Consider the following 18,663-nt stretch of genomic DNA (forward strand, 5'->3'; position numbering starts at 1 on the left):
ATTAGCCCTCATACACAGCTGTTACAACGCGGTCATTTCCACCAAGGTCTGCTATACATTGAATATTAGAGTACTGTCCTGTTTTTTCCAATAAAGCTTTTACAGCCTCAGCTTGGTCAAAACCTATCTCAAAAGCTATACGACCTTGTGGTTTTAAATATGTTCCACATTCTTTAGCTAAAATACGGTAGAATTCTAAGCCATCTTCACCACCAAACAAAGCAATATGAGGCTCATTTAACACGTCCTGAGACAATATTTTAGCATCCCCTGTACGAATATATGGTGGATTCGATACGATAAGGTCAAACTGCTCTGTATTGCCTGCTAATGTAGAAAACATATCGGACGCTAAAAATTGAACACGATCCTTTAAGTTGAATCTTTCACTGTTCTCCTCAGCCAATGATAAAGCATCAGTAGATATTTCAAGACCTACACCACTCGCATTCGGCAAATAGTGAAGTATACTTAACAATATCGTACCAGGGCCTGTACAAACATCAAGGATACGCGCTTCACTATTCTTTGGATACGTTCCTAGTACATGCTCAATCAAGGTTTCTGTATCAGGTCGTGGAATCAAAACCTTATCATTAACCTTAAAGGTAAGGCCCATAAAGTCCTTTTCCCCAATAATTGCTGCTACACAATGCCCCTTAGCGCGTTCTTGAACAAGAGGTCTAAAGGCATCGAGTTCCTCTTGAATAAGTGGTTGGTCATAATGAGTATATAGATAGATACGTTCCTTGCCTAAAACGTGAGAAAGCAGTACTTCCCCATCAAGTCGAGGTGTATCCATCTCCTTGCTTTGAAAGTACTGCTCTGTCCACTGGAGAATACGACCGATTGTCCAAATCTCCTTATGCATTTGTATTAGCCTCCTGCATTTTTGCCGCTTGGTCAGCAGCATTTAAGGCTTGAATGATTTCATCAAGATCGCCATTTAAAATAGCATCTAATTTATACAATGTTAAGTTAATACGATGATCTGTTACACGACCTTGTGGGTAGTTATAGGTGCGAATACGTTCACTGCGGTCACCGGTGCCAACTTGGCTTTTACGGTCTGCAGCCATGCTAGAAATAGCCTCTTGTTCAGCTTGGTCTTGCAATTTAGCACGCAATACACGCATAGCCTTTTCACGGTTCTGTAATTGGGAACGTTGATCCTGACAAGCTACGACAATACCGGATGGTAAGTGTGTAATACGAACAGCAGATTCAGTTTTATTGATGTGCTGACCACCGGCGCCACTCGCACGATATGTGTCGATTTTTAAGTCTTTTTCATTGACTTCAATATCAACATCTTCCATTTCTGGCAACACCGCTACTGTAACAGTGGACGTATGTACACGACCTTGTGTTTCTGTAGTAGGCACACGTTGTACACGATGTACACCAGATTCAAATTTCATCTTAGAGTATACATTTTCACCATCTACAGAGAAAATAACCTCTTTGAAACCACCTAATTCTGGTTCATTAGCATCGATAATCTCGCAACGCCACCCTTGGCTTTCCGCATATTTTGTATACATACGGAACAAATCCCCTGCGAATAATGCCGCTTCATCACCTCCGGCACCACCGCGAATCTCAATGATAATATTCTTATCATCATTAGGGTCTTTAGGCAATAAAAGGATTTGTAACTTCTCTTCTAATTCCTCTTTTTGAGGTTTTAATTCTTTTAGTTCCTCTTGTGCCATTTCACGGAATTCTTCATCCATGGATTTATCTTCAATAACTTCCATAGCTTCTTCAATACCGGTTAATACTTTTTTATAAGTACGGAATGTTTCAACTGTTTCAGATAATTGAGCATGTTGACGTGTCAATTTACGCCATTCATCTTGACGAGCAATCACTTCAGGGTCACTAATGCGCTGCTCCAGGTCCATAAATTTATCTTCAATAACTTGTAATTTATCTACTAACATGTTTATTCCTCTTCATATGCATCACTCTCTGGAGGACGAACCTCTTCAAGAGCTCGTATAGCGACTTCAATTTGATCATCTTCTGGTTCACGTGTTGTCATGTATTGTAGTACAAGACCCGGTTTAATAAGCGCTTTCACGAAAGAATGCTCACTACGACCAGCAAGACGAATAACCTCGTACGCAATACCTGCCACAACTGGCATTAGAAGTACTCGGCTCACAATACGTTCTAACAAATTAGGCCACCCTAAAAAGGCAAACACAAAGATACTAACTACCATAACAATGAGTAAGAAGTTTGTACCGCATCGCGCATGTAAGCGACTTTGTTTTCGAACGTTTTCTACGGTAAGAGGCAAATCTAATTCATAAGTATGAATAGCTTTATGCTCTGCCCCATGATATTGGAAAACTCGTTGAATGTCCTTCGTAAGACCAATCCCCCAAATATAGAGTAGGAATAGTACTAAACGAATGATACCTTCAATGAGATTTAATACTACATGATTATCCTGTACACCAGGAATGAATTTAACGATAAATGTTGGCAAAGCCAAAAATACAGCTATCGCAAAGACTGTGGAAATAACCATGGTAATGGCAATTTCACTATTAGACATTTCTTCCTCTTCATCACCAGCTGCTTTAGCAGAGAAGGACAATGCCTTCATGCCAATCACTAGAGATTCATAGAGAGCTACACAGCCACGAAGAAATGGTTTTTTCAAAATTGGATATGTGTCAGCAATGGATTTTGTAGCCTCTTTTTGGACTACAATGGTACCTGCTGGCTCACGTACAGCTGTTGCCGTATAGCCAGGGCCTCTCATCATGACACCTTCGATCACAGCTTGTCCACCGACAAACTTTTTAATACGTTCTGTGTTCACAAGAGCTCCTCTCATAAACAAATAGAGGCAGAGCCCATAGCCCTGCCAATAGATGCTACATTACATGACAAATTATTTGCCGTAACGTTTGTTAAATTGTTCAATACGACCACGAGCTTGAGCTGCGCGTTGTTGACCAGTGAAGAACGGATGGCATTTGGAGCAAACGTCTACACGAAGGTCTTCTTTTACAGAGCCAGTTTTGAATGTGTTGCCACAACCGCAAGTTACTGTAGCTTCTTTATAGTCTGGATGAATACCTTGTTTCATTCTATACACCTCTTTCCGACAATCAATATTATTCTTATAGATTATAGCATGACACTTGTACAAATGCAAGTTGCCAATACTATTCCTTGGATGCTTGTTTTTCTTCAATAGACTCAGCTAGGATAGTCTCTAAGTCGCTTTCATTAAGGATATCGCGCAATGCGATAAGCTCCTCTAAGGAAAGGGTAATCCCCTTTTTCATGCTTGTATATTCACTATCCCAAGCGCGAAGGTCAAATTTAGGATTGTATTTGCCCCAGCTAGTACATGTTAATTGTTTTTTCCAACCGTCTTTATCTTCAGACAAAGTACCAATAACTTTGAAGATTTCAAAATTGATAACTGCCATAGTATCTCCTTTCTTACACATTCGTGTAGTATGTTTCATACCTACTATATTTAGTAGTTCATATTTTTTAGGATACGATATATTTTAAACTAAAAGCTTAAGTTTTACAATTAATTTTTATAGTCGCTGTAATCTTCAATATCAATAGATGTTGTGGGAGGCATAACTTGAGCCCCTAATGTATCTACTGTTTCCTTCCAGCTTTCTGTTGCTGCTGTTACTGCGTCAACATACGCTTCATCTGCAGCCTGAACAGATTCAATTAATTGAGATTCGTCTTTTACATCTAATACGCGACGACGTACGCTGCTAAGCATATAGCCGAAGGATTCTTCTGTTTGAACAAGCATAGAAATTTCTTGAATCAATGTTTGTCCAATTGTACTGCAGAAGTACGCATACCACATATAAGCAAGCTCTGCATCTGGGAACATCCAGTATACATCATCTACAGGTGCTTCTGCCGTAATATCTACGTCTACATGATCTGTATGACGTTTAAAAGTAAGGAAGTATGCTCCGCTTTCAACTAGAGCATTGCGACCCAATTCAGATACACGACTGTCGATACAGTAAATGCCATCTTGTCCTAATGCCACATCTGTTTGACCACCTGGCAATAAAATAGAGCGCAACGATAAACCATAATTCAACACCGTAAATACTGGTAATTGAGCAAATACACCATGAGGCAATGGAATATAATTAATCGCCTTCCACTCATCCCCCACGCGCTCACGAAGGCCAACGCGCATCTTTTTAACATCATATTTACCATATACGATTTCATAGGCCCCTAATGGAGTCCACTCGCGAATAGCTTCCACACGTTTTTGGTTCAAGAAGAATTGTAAGGCCATATTGTTCAAGCCCAATTGATTTTGTGCCATCGTAGCAGGTAAAAATAATTGGGCAGTCCCTTCTGGTACCAAGTTATGCAAACCATTAGCCACTTCTTCTACAATATCTTCAGAAGATTGGAACATGCCCACCGTACCTGTAAAGATATGGTCAAAGTAACTGCGATGTGGCCAATGATTAATGATTTGAGCCATTGGATATAGACGAGATAAGATGCTATAGCAAACTGGAGATGCTGTGTAGAGAACAACCTTTTTATCTTCATAAGATTGAAGAATTTCTTCTACCATACCAGCATATTCTTCTACATAGGCGTAAAGAACAAGCTCCCCTGTTTTGCTATGAGCTTCAATGCTTTCACGAACAGGAGTGTCCCAAATAGTGCCTACATCTAGACCATCCAAAATTCCGGTATCACTGATAAAATCAAAGAGTTCAACCTTAAAGGAAGGACCATATAGAGCTTGGAGTGTATTTAAGTCGTATGGTACTGGACCAAAGGATTCAATGGTAGATTTTTCTGCCAATGCATATAGATCCTCAGGTGTGACACCCCACTCACGGGAACTAGCATTGCTAGAAATCAATTGATCTAATACATTGAAACGCATTAATTCATTTACAATATCGATACCTTCAATACCATTGGCGGCACAAAGGGTAATAAATTCTTCGTTATTTGCTTTCATATTAAACCTTTCCTGCAGAAGGACATAGATGATTTAAGAAACAGTCTTCACATAAAGGCTTGCGCGCCTTACATAATTTACGACCATGATAAATTAACCAGTGATGTGCAGCAGCCCAATCCTCTTTTGGAATAGCCTTTTGCAATTTTAACTCCATCTCTTCTGGTGTTTTTGCAATACCTAGTTTTAGTCGATTTGATACACGGAATACATGGGTATCCACCGCAATGGCTGGTGTACCAAAGAGTACAGATACTACTACATTTGCCGTCTTTCGGCCTACGCCAGGCAATTCAACGAGTTGATCAAACTCACGAGGTACCTCTCCATGATATTGGTCAACTAAAATCTGGCATGTAGCAATTAAATTTTTAGCCTTCGATTTATAAAGACCACAATCCTTAATAAGAGATTCTAACTTAGTGACGCCAATTGCTAGCATCTTAGCAGGATGATTTAACTCAGGGAACAATCGCTTAGTAACGATATTCACCCGCTCATCAGTACATTGTGCAGATAAGACAACGGCTACTAATAATTCAAATTCATTTGTATACTCAAGGGCAGGTTTTGCATCAAAATAATGCTCTTGTAGCAATTTTAACTGCTCTGCCTTTATTGCTTTTGTTACACGCATACAGCTCTCCTTTCTCACTTGTGAAAGTACAGACGCGTACAACCTATATCTTACCATACGTATTCATTTAGTTCTATGTTATAATAAATGATGTTATTCTAATATAGAATACAGGAGGTCAATATGAGTAATATTAACGATACATTAAAACGCATAAATGAACTAGCAACAAAGAAAAAATCTGGTCAACAACTCACACCAGAAGAATTAGCAGAAAAAAAAGAACTTTATGAAATATACTTAAGTTTTATTCGAGGTCAAATTACATCTACTCTAGACCGCGTTGAATTCGTGGATCCAGAAACAGGTGAACGTACAGCTCCTAAACGAGCACTCGAAAACTTGGCTAAAGAAGCTGACAAAGATATTAAAGAACATAAAGATATTCACTAAGAAAAAGCCAATTGATCAATAGATCAATTGGCTTTTTGTATAAGTTTTACTTATTTATTATAATTTACCAAGTCGTTTCATGGCATTATAAATTTTTTCTGCAAGACCTGTCATTTGGAATTTAGGAATACCGCATGCGGCAATGCGAATACCATTTGCTAAAGCAATAACATAAATATGTTCTTTCTTCAACTCTTCGCAGATAGCATTAGCAGAATCTGTAGGAATTGTAATGAAGAAACCACCGCGGTAAGGCAACATAGGAAGGCCTACTTGTGTGGCCTCTTGTTTGAATATGTCAGCACGCTCGCGAATCAATTGGTAATAGCTATTACGCTCATTTTCATAGGCTTTAAATTTAACAGGATCTGCCACAATATTTGCCATTGTACGCATTGCAGGACGACAAATATTAGACCATGTTGCACGGCTTGTCGATTTATTAATCTCTAAGAATTCATCAGCTATTTCTTCGTCATCAGAAATGCCAATCATAGCGCCTACACGTTGACCGTACATAGTGAAGCCTTTAGACAAGCTATAGCACACACATGTAAGAATTGCTTTTGGCAAGTGACCAAATTTGCTAAAGAATGCACGCACTTCTTCTTTTTCACCAGAGTAATCAAGGTAAGCTACGTCAACGCCAATGATTACATGATTACGACCAATAGCAACTAACTCTTTCAAGAAGTTAAGAATAGAATCCCAGTCTTTATCTTCAATAGAGTAACCTGTTGGATTATTGCCAGGTGTATTAAATACAATAACTACATTTGTTTGTTTAGCAGCCAATTCATTTACACGATTTTGGAATGCTTCATGATTAAAGTTATTATGTTCATCAAATAAAGAGTACGTCACAAGTGTACGACCAATATCACTACAAATGACACGGTATGCACCCCAATACCAATCTGCCGTTAATACTTCATCACCTGGCTCAGTATAGTTATGAATTAAGTGATGGACGCCACCAGTACCACCAGCTGTAGCGATGCTACGGATATGACCATCTGGACGAGAATTACCAAAACATTCTTTCTCAGCAGCTGCTAAAAACTCTGGAACACCTGCAATTGGGGCATAACCAATATGTTCAGTGTCAGAAAGACCCAAATATTCTTCTTTAACGGTTTTGAGAAAAACTAATTTACCATCTTCATCGTGAATAGCCCCTAAAGTACCATTTACAACGTTCTCGCGACCATTTTCTTTAGCATCAGCTAATGCTTGTCCAGCAGTGACAAAGATTACGTCCTTTAATTTTTTCCCTTTTGCATGCTTTGCAGCAACACTAGTCATAACTTGCACCATCCTATCTAAAATGAATATTACACACCTATCATACCTAAACTTATTTAATTATACAATGTGTATTCATGAAATATATTGTATACATAATTAATCTTACTAATTACTAGCAATTTAATCATAAATAAAGCTTGTATAGAATATATTAAATTTACTATATAAAGAAATAATTATAAATAATATGCAATGAATCGGTAAATATATAACAAAAGGACCACTCACAAGAGTGGTCCTAAATTCCTTAGAAGGAGTAGCCTACACCAGCGTGTAAACCTTTTGCAGTTTTATCGTTGTCGTTTACGCTATATTTATCATAGCCATAGTATACGTTCAAGTCTACATCAGGGCGAACTTCATATTGAGCACCTACTTGGTAAGTTTGCTTAATATCATTACCCCAACCAGCTTTAGCAAAGCCGTTTACTTTATCTGTCAAAGGTACATGACCGATAACACCAGCTTGGAAGCCTAGTTCAGTGTCATGTGTACGAATTGCAGTGCCTGCACCATAAACGTTTACGTTTGGATGCACTTTGTAAACTAATGCTAATTGATGATCTTTGATATCACCATTTTTTGCATTTAATTTATCATAAGAATATTGCACAGCAGTTTTATCAGAAAGATCGTGTTGCAAAGAAACACCGAAACCGTCGTTGCTATTGCCACCACCTTTAGATACATGTTGTTTAAATGCATAATCAGCTTGTATCTTAGTGGAACCATCGCTAATTTTTGTTACAGGTGCTGCTGCAAATGCGCTACCTGCCACAACTGTTGCTGCTAGAGTTAATAATACTAATTTTTTCATTTGTACCTCCTATACACATACCCACAGGTATGTCTTACTAAGTTACTATTTACAGATATTATAGTTATACACTCTATAAATTAGCGTTTCATGAAAACAGGGATATCAGGGATACCACTGTTAGTAGTTGTAGTGGACGCTGGACGAGATGTAGTTGTTGTTTTACCGAATTCTGGCACACTTTTTGCACTAGAATTAAAGCCAGTTGCAACAACTGTAATTTGTACTTTATCGCCCAAGCTTTCATCAATAACAGAACCGAAGATAATATTTGCATCAGGATCTGCTGCATCAGAAATAATTTCAGCTGCTTCATTAACTTCAAAGATACTCAAATCAGAGCTACCAGAAATGTTAAGCAAGATGCCTTTTGCACCATCGATGGAAGTTTCCAACAATGGGCTGTTAATAGCCATTTTTGCAGCGTCAGCAGCGCGGTTTTCACCTTCGCCGACACCAATCCCCATCAAAGCTTCGCCTTGTTCAGTCATGATAGTTTTAACGTCAGCAAAGTCAAGGTTAATCAAACCAGGAATTTGAATCAAGTCGGAAATACCTTTGATACCTTGGCGAAGAACATCATCGGCTTTACTGAATGCATCAGTAATAGTACATTTTTTATCAACAACTTGTAGTAATTTATCATTAGGAATAACGATAATTGTATCAACTTTTTGAGTCAAGAACTCAATGCCTTTTTCTGCTGCAGCACGACGGCGTTTACCTTCAAATGCAAAAGGTTTTGTTACTACACCTACAGTTAACGCACCAACTTCTTTAGCACATTCTGCAACGATTGGAGCAGCACCAGTACCAGTACCACCACCCATACCTGCAGTTACGAATACCATGTCAGCACCTTCAAGAGCTTTAATAATTTCTTCGCGACTTTCTTGAGCAGCTTCTTCACCAACTTGTGGATTAGCACCTGCGCCAAGACCTCTAGTTACTTTTTCACCAATTTGAATGGTTATATCTGCTTTAGACAATTCAAGCACTTGGTTCTCCGTATTAACTGCTATGAATTGAACACCTTTAATTTGGTTATCTACCATGCGATTAACAGCGTTATTACCGCCGCCACCTACACCGATAACTTTAATATTTGCAAAATCAGACATTGAACTTCCTCCTCTTATCGTTATGTATGTATCAATATATGTCCCAATGTATCGATTTATATACTGATTATCTTATAACAATTACATTTATTTTACACTAAAATTTGAAAACTTTCCACTATATAGAATGTGATTTATTAGAACCGCTTAGTCATAATAATCTTGCGTATAGCGCCTACATTAATAAATACACGCAACCCAAATCCAATGAGGGCTACATAATATAAATTTATACCAATGAGGTCTCCTACATATACAAGAATAACAGCTAATACTACATTTGAAAAGAACCCAATCACAAAATTACTGAGATCAAAGGTTCGTTCTAAGGCAGCACGACTACCGCCAAATACCGCATCTAATGCAGCCAGAACCGCTACAGATGTGTAGTTCGCATAACTGATAGGAATATGAAATGGTGCTATCCAACCTAATGTGGCCCCTACAATGAGCCCAGCGATAGCAAAGATATATATATTCATTCTTTACCTCCTAACTCATTAGGCTTCATATGTTCTTCTCGGAATGTTCCTGTAAAAGCAGGAATAGCTACCTCATTTTCTTCCTTAATAGTTACTTTGATGCCCCAATGTTTAAGTGAATCTACTACACCACCACGCATAGTAAGCGCAGAGTTTAATGTTTTAGGATCACCAATAGCTTTAACAGTAAAAGGTGCTCCAAATACTTTCCCATTTACTGTAATAGTAGGACCTGAACAACGTATTTCAGATGTACCAATTAGTCGTTGATCATTAATGGCTATAGCTTCAGCCCCACCAGCGCGTAATTCATTAACGATACGTAAAATATCTTCATCATGAATTACAAACAAATTAGGATTTTCACCACTTTGAATTGGTTTCAAACTATCTTCTATCAACACGCTAACACCAGGACCTTTAACATTTGTCAAAGCTGCTCTCATCATGAGTTGCTCATCAGCTTTCATATCTGTAGTAGTACCATTTTGTTTAAGCGTTTCTATTTGCTTTAATAAAGCATCTCGCTCACTTTGGGCTTCACGTAGTTGAACAGCTAAGTCACCAGCCCGCTGTAAGCGAATGTTTTCTTCTATATTATCTTGTGTCATCTTATATTGAGTTACAACCATGAACCCTAATATACAGCTGACTAAGGCAATTGCCCACCGTTCGTGTCTCACGACAATCATCTACCTTTTATCTTCAACATGACCTTGTTTATCTTGTTTTGTATCATCCTTCTTAGTAGATGAATTTTCTGTAGCCGGTGCCCCATTATGACGCTTCTTTCCTTCAGGAATTACATCGGTCTTAATGTACGGTGATGAAACATTAACATCTATATACTGTACATTACCATGGGTTTTCTTAATATCTTGTAGCATCGACTGTGTTAGCTCGGCCTTTTTAGGTAAGTCTTTTCCATCACCTAAACGAATTTGTACCCCAGATACGGTATAAGCCATAATAGCATCAGGATCACCGATATTAACCTCTGCAATACTCTTAAACGTACTTTCATCAAGAGAATTCAAATACTCAAGAGCGGCTAGAATTGGTTTATCTACAACCGTATCACCTAATAAAATATTACCAGCTTTAACACCCGAAATCATAGGTACTGATGTATCTTGTATGGCTGGCTCAGATGCTATAACCTGACCTTTACTATCAATAGTCAAATATCCGAACTGGGCCGGTACTACAGCAACGGCCTTACGTTCTACAATGTGAACCTCCATAGTCAGCGGCAATTGATATCGTATTTGGGCCTCTTCAACCCGTAAATCCTTTGCCAATCTAGATTTCAATTTTTCTGTACTAATTTGCAAAATATTGACAGGTTCATGTATATCACCTGCTACCATTACATCTTGTACAGTTACCTTATCCGATCCCGTGATTTTTAAGGATCCAAAAGGAATAGGTAGTGTAAACAACCCCACCAACACGAGAGTAACTGCACCACCGATTTTTAATACTCGTTTTCTAAATACAGCCCGTTCGTCACGAACAGGTGTAGAAGACTGCATCTCCCCAGAGTTGGATGGATGGTTTTGCTTATCATCCATAAATAACTCCTTCTGTTCTATTTAGCCTTTAAAATTTCCCTATACTAGCTGTTAATATAATTTTTTCACATAATGTAGGGAAATCGATTCCCATTTCTTTAGCTGCTTTTGGTACTAAAGACGTTGCCGTCATACCAGGAACAGTATTGTACTCAAGAACATACATTTTGTCTGCATGATCCGTCATAATATCTACACGAATAACCCCACTGCCTTGCACTTCGCGATACACAAGTTCCCCAATACGTTGCATTTCAGCAGTCATTTCGTCACTAATAGGTGCTGGTACCAAGTATTCTGTAGCACCTACCGTATATTTGCTCTTGTAGTCATATTCGCCAGAATGTGGACGAATTTCAATGACTGACAATGCTTTACCATCCAAAACAGCCACGGTAAACTCGCGACCATCAAGGAATTGTTCTACTACAAGAATTGGATCATATTTAAGAGCCTCCGTTACAGCTGCTTCTAATTGTGATGCTTCTCGAACGATTGTCACACCAATACTGGAACCTTGCGTAGCAGACTTAACAACTACAGGAATGGTAAATTCTTCACGAATATGCTCGATAATTGCCTCAGCAGATTCAAGATTACCATTATAGGATTCAGATCTTGCAGTTGGGATATTAGCGCCTTTAAATACGTCTTTACTTACTTTTTTATTCATACCTACAGCGTGAGCCATGATGCCGGAACCAGTATATGGAATTTCAGCCATTTCTAAAAGGCCTTGCAAAGCCCCATCTTCACCATAACGACCGTGAATAGCATTAAATACAACTTCACCGCCTAAGGAATCGATATCTTGCAATACTGTACGAGGATTAAGTTCTAATGTTTGAGCCTTATATCCTTTGCTAACAAGCGCTTCTGCAATAGCAGCACCTGTGCGACGAGATACTTCAGCCTCTTTGGAAGGACCACCCATCAATACGATTATTTGTTTATCTTTCATTGTAAGCCTTCCTCCAATATCGCTAATAATTTTGGTCCATATTGATTAATAGAACCAGCGCCCATTGTAATAACCAAATCATTTGGTCTTACTACTTTTGCCAATACCTCAGGTAAATCATCAACTGATGGTACATAATTTATATCTTGACCAGTCGCTTCTTTAATAGCATTTGGGATCGTATTCCCATCAATACCAGGGATTGGATCTTCACCAGAGCTATAAATATCTGTCATGTATACTTCATCAGCGCTAGCGAAAGCAGTAGCAAACTCATCCTTCAACAAGCTTGTACGAGAGAATCTATGTGGTTGGAATACACAGATGACACGATGTTTCTCAAGTTCTTTTGCAGCTTTCAAAGTAGCTTTTATTTCTGTAGGATGATGAGCATAATCATCTACAACCCATACGCCAGCTACATGACCTTTCGTTTCAAAACGGCGTTTTGCGCCAATAAATTTGCCTAACCCTTTAGTGATAACACGTGTTTCTACACCACAACAATCATGAGCCACAATAAATGCAGCCAAAGAGTTCAATACGTTGTGATCGCCAGGAACACGCAAACGAATGCGCTCAAGGTTAACACCTTTATGATATACATCGTATACCAACGTAGAATCTACATAGTGAATATTTTTAGCTACATATTCATTACTATCATCAAATCCATAAGTAATAAAGTTGCGTTTTACACGACTCATAACGTAACGAATATTTTCATTATCACCACATACGATGGCCTTGCCATTTTCTGGGAGTGTTTCTACGAACTCACAGAAGGCATTAAGTAAGTTATCCATCGTTTTGTAGTGATCCATATGATCATCTTCAATATTAGTAATAACGATAGTATGCGGACGCAACTTCAAGAAAGACCCATCACTTTCATCCGCCTCTACAACGGAGAAGTGGCCTTTACCAAGGCAGCTACTACCTTTAAGATAATCTACTTCACCACCGATAATTACCGTAGGATCAGCATCAGCTTCTACTAAAATTTGGCCAATCATAGATGTAGTAGAAGTCTTACCGTGTGCGCCTGCTACTGCGATGCCATCCGTTACATCGAGTACTGCTTTTACAATATCAGAGCGATGCAAAATGGTAATTCCTTGTTCTTTTGCAGCAACGATTTCAGGATTATCCTCACGAATCGCTGTAGAACGAACTACCGCATCTACACCATTTACATATTCTTTATTATGACCGATATGAACCGTAGCACCCATTTTTCTAAACTTAGAAATAACTGCAGATTCAGCTATATCTGAACCAGATACGTCATACCCTTTTTGGATTAAAATATTCGCTATAGCACGCATGCCAGATCCACCGATACCAATGAGATGAATCTTGTGAATACCGTCTAACATAAAAGCTCTCCTTGTTACTTTGCAATAGATAATGCAAGTTTTGCAATATCATGAGCTGCATTAGGTTTACCCAATTGCAACGCTCGTTCTCCCATTTGAGCCAACAAATCACGGTTGGCCATAAACATCTCAATTTCCCCTATTAAGTCATGAGCACTCAACATTTTATCAACGATCATGTGAGCCGCTCCTTCTTGTACAAAGATACGCGCATTATAGGTTTGATGGTCTTCCGCTGCATATGGATACGGTATCAATATAGATGGAATACCACGAACTGCTAACTCAGCAAGTCCAATAGCACCCGATCTAAATACGGCCAAATCAGCGGCAGCCAATGCTTTTGGCATATCATGTAAATACGGCAAAATTAAAGATGAATTACCTAAACCATCCCCATCTGTAATACCAAGTTGAGATAAAACAGATTCATATGCTCCATTCCCCGTAATATGGATTAATTTAATCCCTTCTTTACCTTGGAAATGCTTATGTACATCAATCATGGCATTATTGATGGTTCGCGCCCCCCGAGAACCACCTGCTATGAGGACTGTGAAAGTATCATCATTTAGGTTGAAATAATTACGTCCCGCAGTTCTTGAGTCAACTAATACCTCAGGACGCACTGGATTACCAGTATATACTACGCGTTTTGCTTTTGAAAAAGATGCTTCTGCATCCTTATAGCCTACCGCTACAACATCAACAAAACGGCTCAAAATTTTATTAGTAATGCCTGCAATGACATTCTGCTCTTGAATTAAGGTTGGAATGTTATGTAATGCAGCGGCCATGAGAATAGGACCACATACATAACCACCCGTACCAATTACCACATCAGGTCTAAATTTACAAATAATAGCATTAGCTTTAACTATGCCTAATGCAGTTTTACCTAATGTGACTAATGTATCCAATGATAATTGACGTTGCAAACCTTGTACTGGAATCGTAGTGAACTCAATACCCTCTTTAGGAACTAATGTAGCCTCTAAACCTTGCTTTGTCCCTACATATAAAACCTGTGCATCAGGGTGTTGTTTCATGATTTCCTTATATATAGTTATTGCAGGATATATATGTCCGCCAGTGCCACCACCAGAAATAATGATTCTTTTCATTAATGGTGTCCCCCTTCTTGCAACATCTGAACACAAGCTTTAAAGTCGTCACCGCGTTCTTCAAAACAGCTGTACCAATCAAAGCTTGCACAAGCAGGAGATAGTAATACAATATCACCAGACTCAGCCAATTTATAGCCTTGCTCTACAGCGTCTCTCATAGTTGAAGCACGATAAATAGGCTCTACACCAGCCGCTTTTGCAGCCTCTTCAAATCGATCTGCTGCTTCCCCCATGAAAATGACAGCTTTTGTATTTTCTTTAACCAGATGCATAAACTCTTCTAAAGGCGTCATTTTATCATGACCACCAGCCAATAGAATAACGGGTTTATTAAAAGATTCCAAAGCTTTAACTACAGAATCAACATTGGTCGCCTTAGAGTCATTATAGAATGTAATCCCATCAATTGTTTTAACCCGTTCCAACCGATGTTCTACACCATGAAACTCACTAATAATACGATGGATTTCCTCTATAGGTACTCCTAGCGCATATGTTAAAGCAATAACCGTTAAGATATTTTCAATATTATGACTACCTGGAATATGGATATCTTCATCGCCAATAACGGCTGTCGCTATACCGTCCTTTACTACATAACATTGACCATTAGCATAATAGGCGCCATTCTCAACAGTTTGTTTTTGGCTAATTTGTAGAATGTCACTAGGCGCACGATGCTCCATATCAGCTACTACAGAATCATCAATATTGAGAACTAAGAAATCGGATTTCAATTGGTTTTCAAAGATACGTTCCTTAGCGGCAATATAGTTTTCCATCGTCTTATGCCGCGCTAAATGATCTGGCGTAATATTGAGCATAATGGCCCCTATAGGTCTAAAATGCTTAATTGTCTCTAATTGATAGCTAGATAGCTCGGCTACTAAAAAACCGCCTGCTGGCATCGAATAGGCCACTTCACTAAGAGAGTCGCCAATGTTCCCACCAACGCGAACTGGCCTTCCAGAGCCTTCTAGCACTTTAGTTAATAAGGTTGTAGTCGTAGTCTTACCATTTGTACCTGTAACGGCTACGATAGGTGATTTAGATACTTCGTAAGCTAACTCTACTTCGCTAACCACATCAATGCCGCGAGCTTGAGCGGCTTTTACAATGGGAATATCTAAAGAAATACCTGGAGAAATAACGATGCGATCCACGCCATCTAGCAAGGATTCATCTTGACGACCTGTAATAATCTCTACACCTGCAGCGACTAAACGTTCTTCTTCTGCTATTGGCAATGTTACAGGTTTATAATCATTTAATACAACATGAGCACCCACTTGGGCTAATACCCAAGATGCGCCTATACCGCTGGCACCAGCGCCAAGTACAAGTATATGTTTATCTCCGTATTCCATCTGTATCACCTAAATTATCAACAAAAATAATGTATTCCTATCTTATAAGCATACCATTATTTACGGGTTCCGTTAAGTATTATCTTATAAAGTTATAGTCGCTAATACTACACCAATAACGGCTAATACAGCACCAGCAAACCAGAAGCGATTAACTACGGTTTGTTCTGCCCATCCAGACAATTCGAAATGATGATGAATAGGACTCATTTTAAATACACGTACACCGCGTGTTTTAAAGGAAATAACTTGAATAATAACGGATAAAGCTTCCATAACAAAAATGCCGCCAATTACAACGAGTAGCAATTCTGTTTTAGTTAAAATAGCCATGGCCGCAAAGGCACCCCCTAAAGCCAAAGAGCCTGTATCACCCATGAATACTTTAGCAGGATTTACATTATATACCAAGAAGCCAAGGCATACAGCAGCTACAATAGCACCAAAGTAAGCAACGCTTTCAGCACCAATAGAATTTGTCATAGATGCAAGCATAAGGCCAATAACTGAGAAGGCAATCGCCGCCACTGCAGACGTACCGCTTGCAAGACCATCGAGACCATCTGTAAGATTTACAGCATTTGTAGCACCTACGATAATTAAGAATGCCAATACATAATAACCCCAACCTAATTGAAGATGTACATCTGCTACAGGAATCCACAATGTGGTAGGAACAACCATAATTTCAGTAATGAAGTAACAGAATACAGCTGCCAAAATAAATTGGCCCAATAATTTTTGCTTAGCTGTTAAACCAAGATTACGTTTTTTAACGGCTTTTACAAAATCGTCAAAGAAGCCTAATAAACTATGACCTAATGTTAAAAATAATAACATTCCTGTACCTACATTCCAGGGTGCAAAAATAGCTACACCAAGAACGAGAGCTACCATCATAAAAGCACCGCCCATTGTTGGTGTACCAGCTTTTGCTTGATGGCTTTCAGGACCTTCTTCACGAATACTTTGTTGTGCGTGCAAAGAACGCAACATAGGAATACCGATTTTACCTAGCACAACTGTAATGATAAAGGTCACTACAAAGGCTAATAGAATATGATATATCATATGAATCCTCTTCTTACTAATAAACAGATGACGGCTAGATACAACTAGCCGCTACCTTTTATTCTCGATCTTTTAATTCTTCAACAACGCGCTCCATTCGCAAACCACGGGAACCTTTTACAAGGATAACGTCCCCTTTTTCGCGAATATCGCTATAAGCGTTGGCCATTTCTAAATGGCTATTACAACGGAATGTAGTTAACCCTGCTTTTTTTGCTTCTTTTGCTATAAAAGCAGCTGCATCACCGAAGGTAAACACTACACTATAACCCTCTTCAGCCAATAATTGACCAATTTCACGATGTGCTTCCTCGGAGAAATCGCCAAGTTCAAGCATATCTCCAAGCATAGCAATCTTACGTTTTCCTTCTAATTGACCTAAAGCTTTAATAGCTTCAGCCATAGAGGAAGGATTCGCATTATATGCGTCATTTAAGATAACCATATCGTCAAATGGTACAATTTCTTGGCGCATAGGAGTGCCTGTAAACTCACTTAAGCCTTTACGAATTGTATTAGACTTAATACCTAACACACGACCAGCTACGATTGCTGCCAATGCGTCATATACATTGTGTTCACCAATCATAGGCAAGAAGATATCGAAAACTTCATCATAACATTTGCAAGTAAACTTGATACCATCTTTTTTATAACGTAAGTGGCTGCCAATGCATGTAGCATTACGTTCGATGCCATACGTAATAGTCTTACCTTTAGCTAGGCTATCCATAGCCTTAACATATGGATCATCTTCATTAAGAATAGCTACACTATTTTTTGGCAAGCAACGAATTAACTCACCTTTCGCTTCTGCAATAGCTTCACGAGAGCCTAATAGTTCGATATGACTTGTACCAACATTCGTAATAATACCCATAGTTGGCTCAGCAATTAATGCGAGCTCTTCAATTTGACCAAGACCACGCATCCCCATTTCTACTACACAAGCTTCATGTTCTGCAGTTAAACGCAACAATGTTTTTGGCAAGCCAATTTCATTATTGAAGTTTTTCTCTGTTTTTAAAACGTTAAATTCTGTACCAAGTACAGCTGCCACCATTTCCTTTGTCGTAGTTTTACCAGAGGAGCCAGTAATCGCTACTACAGGAATATCAAAACGGCGACGATGGTAACGTGCCAAGTTTTGGTATGCTACCAAGGTATTTTCTACCTCAATACAAGCAATACCTTCTACTACACGACCTTTTTCTACAATAGCACCGGTAGCACCCTTTTCAATAGCTGTATTAATAAAATCATGACCATCAAAGGTATCGCCTTTTAAGGCTACAAATAAAAATCCAGATTCAATAGTTCTTGTATCAGTAGATACATCTAAAAACTTAATATTGTCGGTATGTGCACTCGTCCCCGCAGTGGCTTCGACCACTTGAGACAATGTAAATTCTGCCATA

Annotated in this window: 20 protein-coding genes; 1 reads left to right on the forward strand and 19 read right to left on the reverse strand. The window is 38.8% G+C overall.

What is annotated here, in order from left to right:
- Position 1 precedes the first annotated feature (1 nt).
- From prmC to nth, 7 genes are all read right to left on the reverse strand, one after another.
- Entirely contained in the window at positions 2 to 871 is an 870-nt protein-coding gene (prmC, locus tag RWZ05_RS02060) for a peptide chain release factor N(5)-glutamine methyltransferase (RefSeq protein WP_314641618.1), read from the reverse strand.
- The gene (gene prfA, locus RWZ05_RS02065; RefSeq protein ID WP_314641620.1) at positions 864 to 1,946 is read right to left on the reverse strand and encodes a peptide chain release factor 1; all 1,083 of its coding nucleotides are present in this window, start codon (positions 1,944 to 1,946) and stop codon (positions 864 to 866) included. The genes prmC and prfA overlap by 8 nt, the downstream gene beginning before the upstream one ends.
- Before the next feature lie 2 nt (positions 1,947 to 1,948).
- Complete coding sequence (locus RWZ05_RS02070) at positions 1,949 to 2,854, reverse strand: DUF1385 domain-containing protein (RefSeq protein WP_314641705.1); 906 nt, start codon at positions 2,852 to 2,854, stop codon at positions 1,949 to 1,951.
- Between the two features lie 57 nt (positions 2,855 to 2,911).
- Complete coding sequence (rpmE, locus tag RWZ05_RS02075) at positions 2,912 to 3,109, reverse strand: 50S ribosomal protein L31 (RefSeq protein WP_004696185.1); 198 nt, start codon at positions 3,107 to 3,109, stop codon at positions 2,912 to 2,914.
- A gap of 79 nt (positions 3,110 to 3,188) precedes the next feature.
- The gene (locus RWZ05_RS02080; RefSeq protein ID WP_005386267.1) at positions 3,189 to 3,458 is read right to left on the reverse strand and encodes a YdbC family protein; all 270 of its coding nucleotides are present in this window, start codon (positions 3,456 to 3,458) and stop codon (positions 3,189 to 3,191) included.
- A gap of 110 nt (positions 3,459 to 3,568) precedes the next feature.
- Positions 3,569 to 5,008 carry a hypothetical protein gene (locus RWZ05_RS02085; RefSeq protein ID WP_314641622.1) on the reverse strand — a complete coding sequence of 480 codons (1,440 nt, stop codon included), beginning with the start codon at positions 5,006 to 5,008 and terminating at the stop codon, positions 3,569 to 3,571.
- Between the two features lies 1 nt (position 5,009).
- Positions 5,010 to 5,645, reverse strand: a complete 636-nt coding sequence (nth, locus tag RWZ05_RS02090) for an endonuclease III (protein ID WP_314641624.1) — start codon at positions 5,643 to 5,645, stop codon at positions 5,010 to 5,012.
- 123 nt (positions 5,646 to 5,768) lie between these two features.
- Between nth and RWZ05_RS02095 the strand changes: the two genes are divergently transcribed.
- Positions 5,769 to 6,038 (forward strand): DUF896 domain-containing protein, encoded by a 270-nt coding sequence (locus tag RWZ05_RS02095; protein ID WP_314641626.1) that lies wholly within the window; start codon positions 5,769 to 5,771, stop codon positions 6,036 to 6,038.
- 57 nt (positions 6,039 to 6,095) lie between these two features.
- Here RWZ05_RS02095 and RWZ05_RS02100 read toward each other — a convergent pair whose 3' ends face one another.
- The 12 genes from RWZ05_RS02100 to murF all read right to left on the reverse strand — a co-directional run bounded on the left by RWZ05_RS02100 (position 6,096) and on the right by murF (position 18,662).
- Complete coding sequence (locus RWZ05_RS02100) at positions 6,096 to 7,343, reverse strand: aminotransferase class I/II-fold pyridoxal phosphate-dependent enzyme (protein ID WP_314641628.1); 1,248 nt, start codon at positions 7,341 to 7,343, stop codon at positions 6,096 to 6,098.
- 250 nt (positions 7,344 to 7,593) lie between these two features.
- Positions 7,594 to 8,163 (reverse strand): outer membrane beta-barrel protein, encoded by a 570-nt coding sequence (locus RWZ05_RS02105; RefSeq protein ID WP_314641629.1) that lies wholly within the window; start codon positions 8,161 to 8,163, stop codon positions 7,594 to 7,596.
- An 80-nt stretch (positions 8,164 to 8,243) separates the two neighbouring features.
- Positions 8,244 to 9,284, reverse strand: coding sequence for a cell division protein FtsZ (ftsZ, locus tag RWZ05_RS02110; RefSeq protein ID WP_314641630.1), 1,041 nt, complete (start codon positions 9,282 to 9,284; stop codon positions 8,244 to 8,246).
- A gap of 137 nt (positions 9,285 to 9,421) precedes the next feature.
- Positions 9,422 to 9,766, reverse strand: coding sequence for a small basic family protein (locus tag RWZ05_RS02115; protein ID WP_314641632.1), 345 nt, complete (start codon positions 9,764 to 9,766; stop codon positions 9,422 to 9,424).
- Positions 9,763 to 10,458, reverse strand: coding sequence for a DUF881 domain-containing protein (locus RWZ05_RS02120; RefSeq protein WP_314641633.1), 696 nt, complete (start codon positions 10,456 to 10,458; stop codon positions 9,763 to 9,765). Before RWZ05_RS02120 ends, RWZ05_RS02115 begins: the two co-directional genes overlap by 4 nt.
- Complete coding sequence (locus RWZ05_RS02125) at positions 10,459 to 11,340, reverse strand: FtsQ-type POTRA domain-containing protein (protein WP_314641634.1); 882 nt, start codon at positions 11,338 to 11,340, stop codon at positions 10,459 to 10,461.
- Positions 11,341 to 11,368: 28 nt separating this feature from the next.
- Entirely contained in the window at positions 11,369 to 12,301 is a 933-nt protein-coding gene (locus RWZ05_RS02130) for a D-alanine--D-alanine ligase (RefSeq protein ID WP_314641635.1), read from the reverse strand.
- On the reverse strand, positions 12,298 to 13,680 hold the full coding sequence (murC, locus tag RWZ05_RS02135) for a UDP-N-acetylmuramate--L-alanine ligase (protein WP_314641637.1): 1,383 nt from the start codon (positions 13,678 to 13,680) through the stop codon (positions 12,298 to 12,300). The genes RWZ05_RS02130 and murC overlap by 4 nt, the downstream gene beginning before the upstream one ends.
- A gap of 14 nt (positions 13,681 to 13,694) precedes the next feature.
- Positions 13,695 to 14,804: an undecaprenyldiphospho-muramoylpentapeptide beta-N-acetylglucosaminyltransferase gene (gene murG / locus RWZ05_RS02140; RefSeq protein ID WP_314641638.1), complete on the reverse strand. Its 1,110-nt coding sequence runs from the start codon at positions 14,802 to 14,804 to the stop codon at positions 13,695 to 13,697.
- Positions 14,804 to 16,174 (reverse strand): UDP-N-acetylmuramoyl-L-alanine--D-glutamate ligase, encoded by a 1,371-nt coding sequence (gene murD / locus RWZ05_RS02145; RefSeq protein WP_314641640.1) that lies wholly within the window; start codon positions 16,172 to 16,174, stop codon positions 14,804 to 14,806. Before murD ends, murG begins: the two co-directional genes overlap by 1 nt.
- A gap of 84 nt (positions 16,175 to 16,258) precedes the next feature.
- On the reverse strand, positions 16,259 to 17,245 hold the full coding sequence (gene mraY / locus RWZ05_RS02150) for a phospho-N-acetylmuramoyl-pentapeptide-transferase (RefSeq protein WP_314641643.1): 987 nt from the start codon (positions 17,243 to 17,245) through the stop codon (positions 16,259 to 16,261).
- Positions 17,246 to 17,303: 58 nt separating this feature from the next.
- Positions 17,304 to 18,662 (reverse strand): UDP-N-acetylmuramoyl-tripeptide--D-alanyl-D-alanine ligase, encoded by a 1,359-nt coding sequence (murF, locus tag RWZ05_RS02155; RefSeq protein ID WP_314641645.1) that lies wholly within the window; start codon positions 18,660 to 18,662, stop codon positions 17,304 to 17,306.
- Position 18,663 lies beyond the last annotated feature (1 nt).

It is taken from the genome of uncultured Veillonella sp., assembly GCF_963543145.1.
Taxonomy (GTDB): domain Bacteria; phylum Bacillota; class Negativicutes; order Veillonellales; family Veillonellaceae; genus Veillonella.

What these genes read in the sequence shown, in the direction of transcription:
- RWZ05_RS02095 (WP_314641626.1), top strand. Translation starts at nt 5,769, where the DNA reads ATGAGTAATATTAACGATACATTAAAACGCATAAATGAACTAGCAACA.
- murG (WP_314641638.1), bottom strand. Translation starts at nt 14,804, where the DNA reads ATGAAAAGAATCATTATTTCTGGTGGTGGCACTGGCGGACATATATAT.
- RWZ05_RS02130 (WP_314641635.1), bottom strand. Translation starts at nt 12,301, where the DNA reads ATGAAAGATAAACAAATAATCGTATTGATGGGTGGTCCTTCCAAAGAG.
- prmC (WP_314641618.1), bottom strand. Translation starts at nt 871, where the DNA reads ATGCATAAGGAGATTTGGACAATCGGTCGTATTCTCCAGTGGACAGAG.
- RWZ05_RS02080 (WP_005386267.1), bottom strand. Translation starts at nt 3,458, where the DNA reads ATGGCAGTTATCAATTTTGAAATCTTCAAAGTTATTGGTACTTTGTCT.
- murD (WP_314641640.1), bottom strand. Translation starts at nt 16,174, where the DNA reads ATGGAATACGGAGATAAACATATACTTGTACTTGGCGCTGGTGCCAGC.
- mraY (WP_314641643.1), bottom strand. Translation starts at nt 17,245, where the DNA reads ATGATATATCATATTCTATTAGCCTTTGTAGTGACCTTTATCATTACA.
- RWZ05_RS02105 (WP_314641629.1), bottom strand. Translation starts at nt 8,163, where the DNA reads ATGAAAAAATTAGTATTATTAACTCTAGCAGCAACAGTTGTGGCAGGT.
- murC (WP_314641637.1), bottom strand. Translation starts at nt 13,680, where the DNA reads ATGTTAGACGGTATTCACAAGATTCATCTCATTGGTATCGGTGGATCT.
- RWZ05_RS02085 (WP_314641622.1), bottom strand. Translation starts at nt 5,008, where the DNA reads ATGAAAGCAAATAACGAAGAATTTATTACCCTTTGTGCCGCCAATGGT.
- RWZ05_RS02070 (WP_314641705.1), bottom strand. Translation starts at nt 2,854, where the DNA reads ATGAGAGGAGCTCTTGTGAACACAGAACGTATTAAAAAGTTTGTCGGT.
- RWZ05_RS02120 (WP_314641633.1), bottom strand. Translation starts at nt 10,458, where the DNA reads ATGATTGTCGTGAGACACGAACGGTGGGCAATTGCCTTAGTCAGCTGT.
- RWZ05_RS02115 (WP_314641632.1), bottom strand. Translation starts at nt 9,766, where the DNA reads ATGAATATATATATCTTTGCTATCGCTGGGCTCATTGTAGGGGCCACA.
- ftsZ (WP_314641630.1), bottom strand. Translation starts at nt 9,284, where the DNA reads ATGTCTGATTTTGCAAATATTAAAGTTATCGGTGTAGGTGGCGGCGGT.
- RWZ05_RS02100 (WP_314641628.1), bottom strand. Translation starts at nt 7,343, where the DNA reads ATGACTAGTGTTGCTGCAAAGCATGCAAAAGGGAAAAAATTAAAGGAC.
- RWZ05_RS02125 (WP_314641634.1), bottom strand. Translation starts at nt 11,340, where the DNA reads ATGGATGATAAGCAAAACCATCCATCCAACTCTGGGGAGATGCAGTCT.
- rpmE (WP_004696185.1), bottom strand. Translation starts at nt 3,109, where the DNA reads ATGAAACAAGGTATTCATCCAGACTATAAAGAAGCTACAGTAACTTGC.
- prfA (WP_314641620.1), bottom strand. Translation starts at nt 1,946, where the DNA reads ATGTTAGTAGATAAATTACAAGTTATTGAAGATAAATTTATGGACCTG.
- murF (WP_314641645.1), bottom strand. Translation starts at nt 18,662, where the DNA reads ATGGCAGAATTTACATTGTCTCAAGTGGTCGAAGCCACTGCGGGGACG.
- nth (WP_314641624.1), bottom strand. Translation starts at nt 5,645, where the DNA reads ATGCGTGTAACAAAAGCAATAAAGGCAGAGCAGTTAAAATTGCTACAA.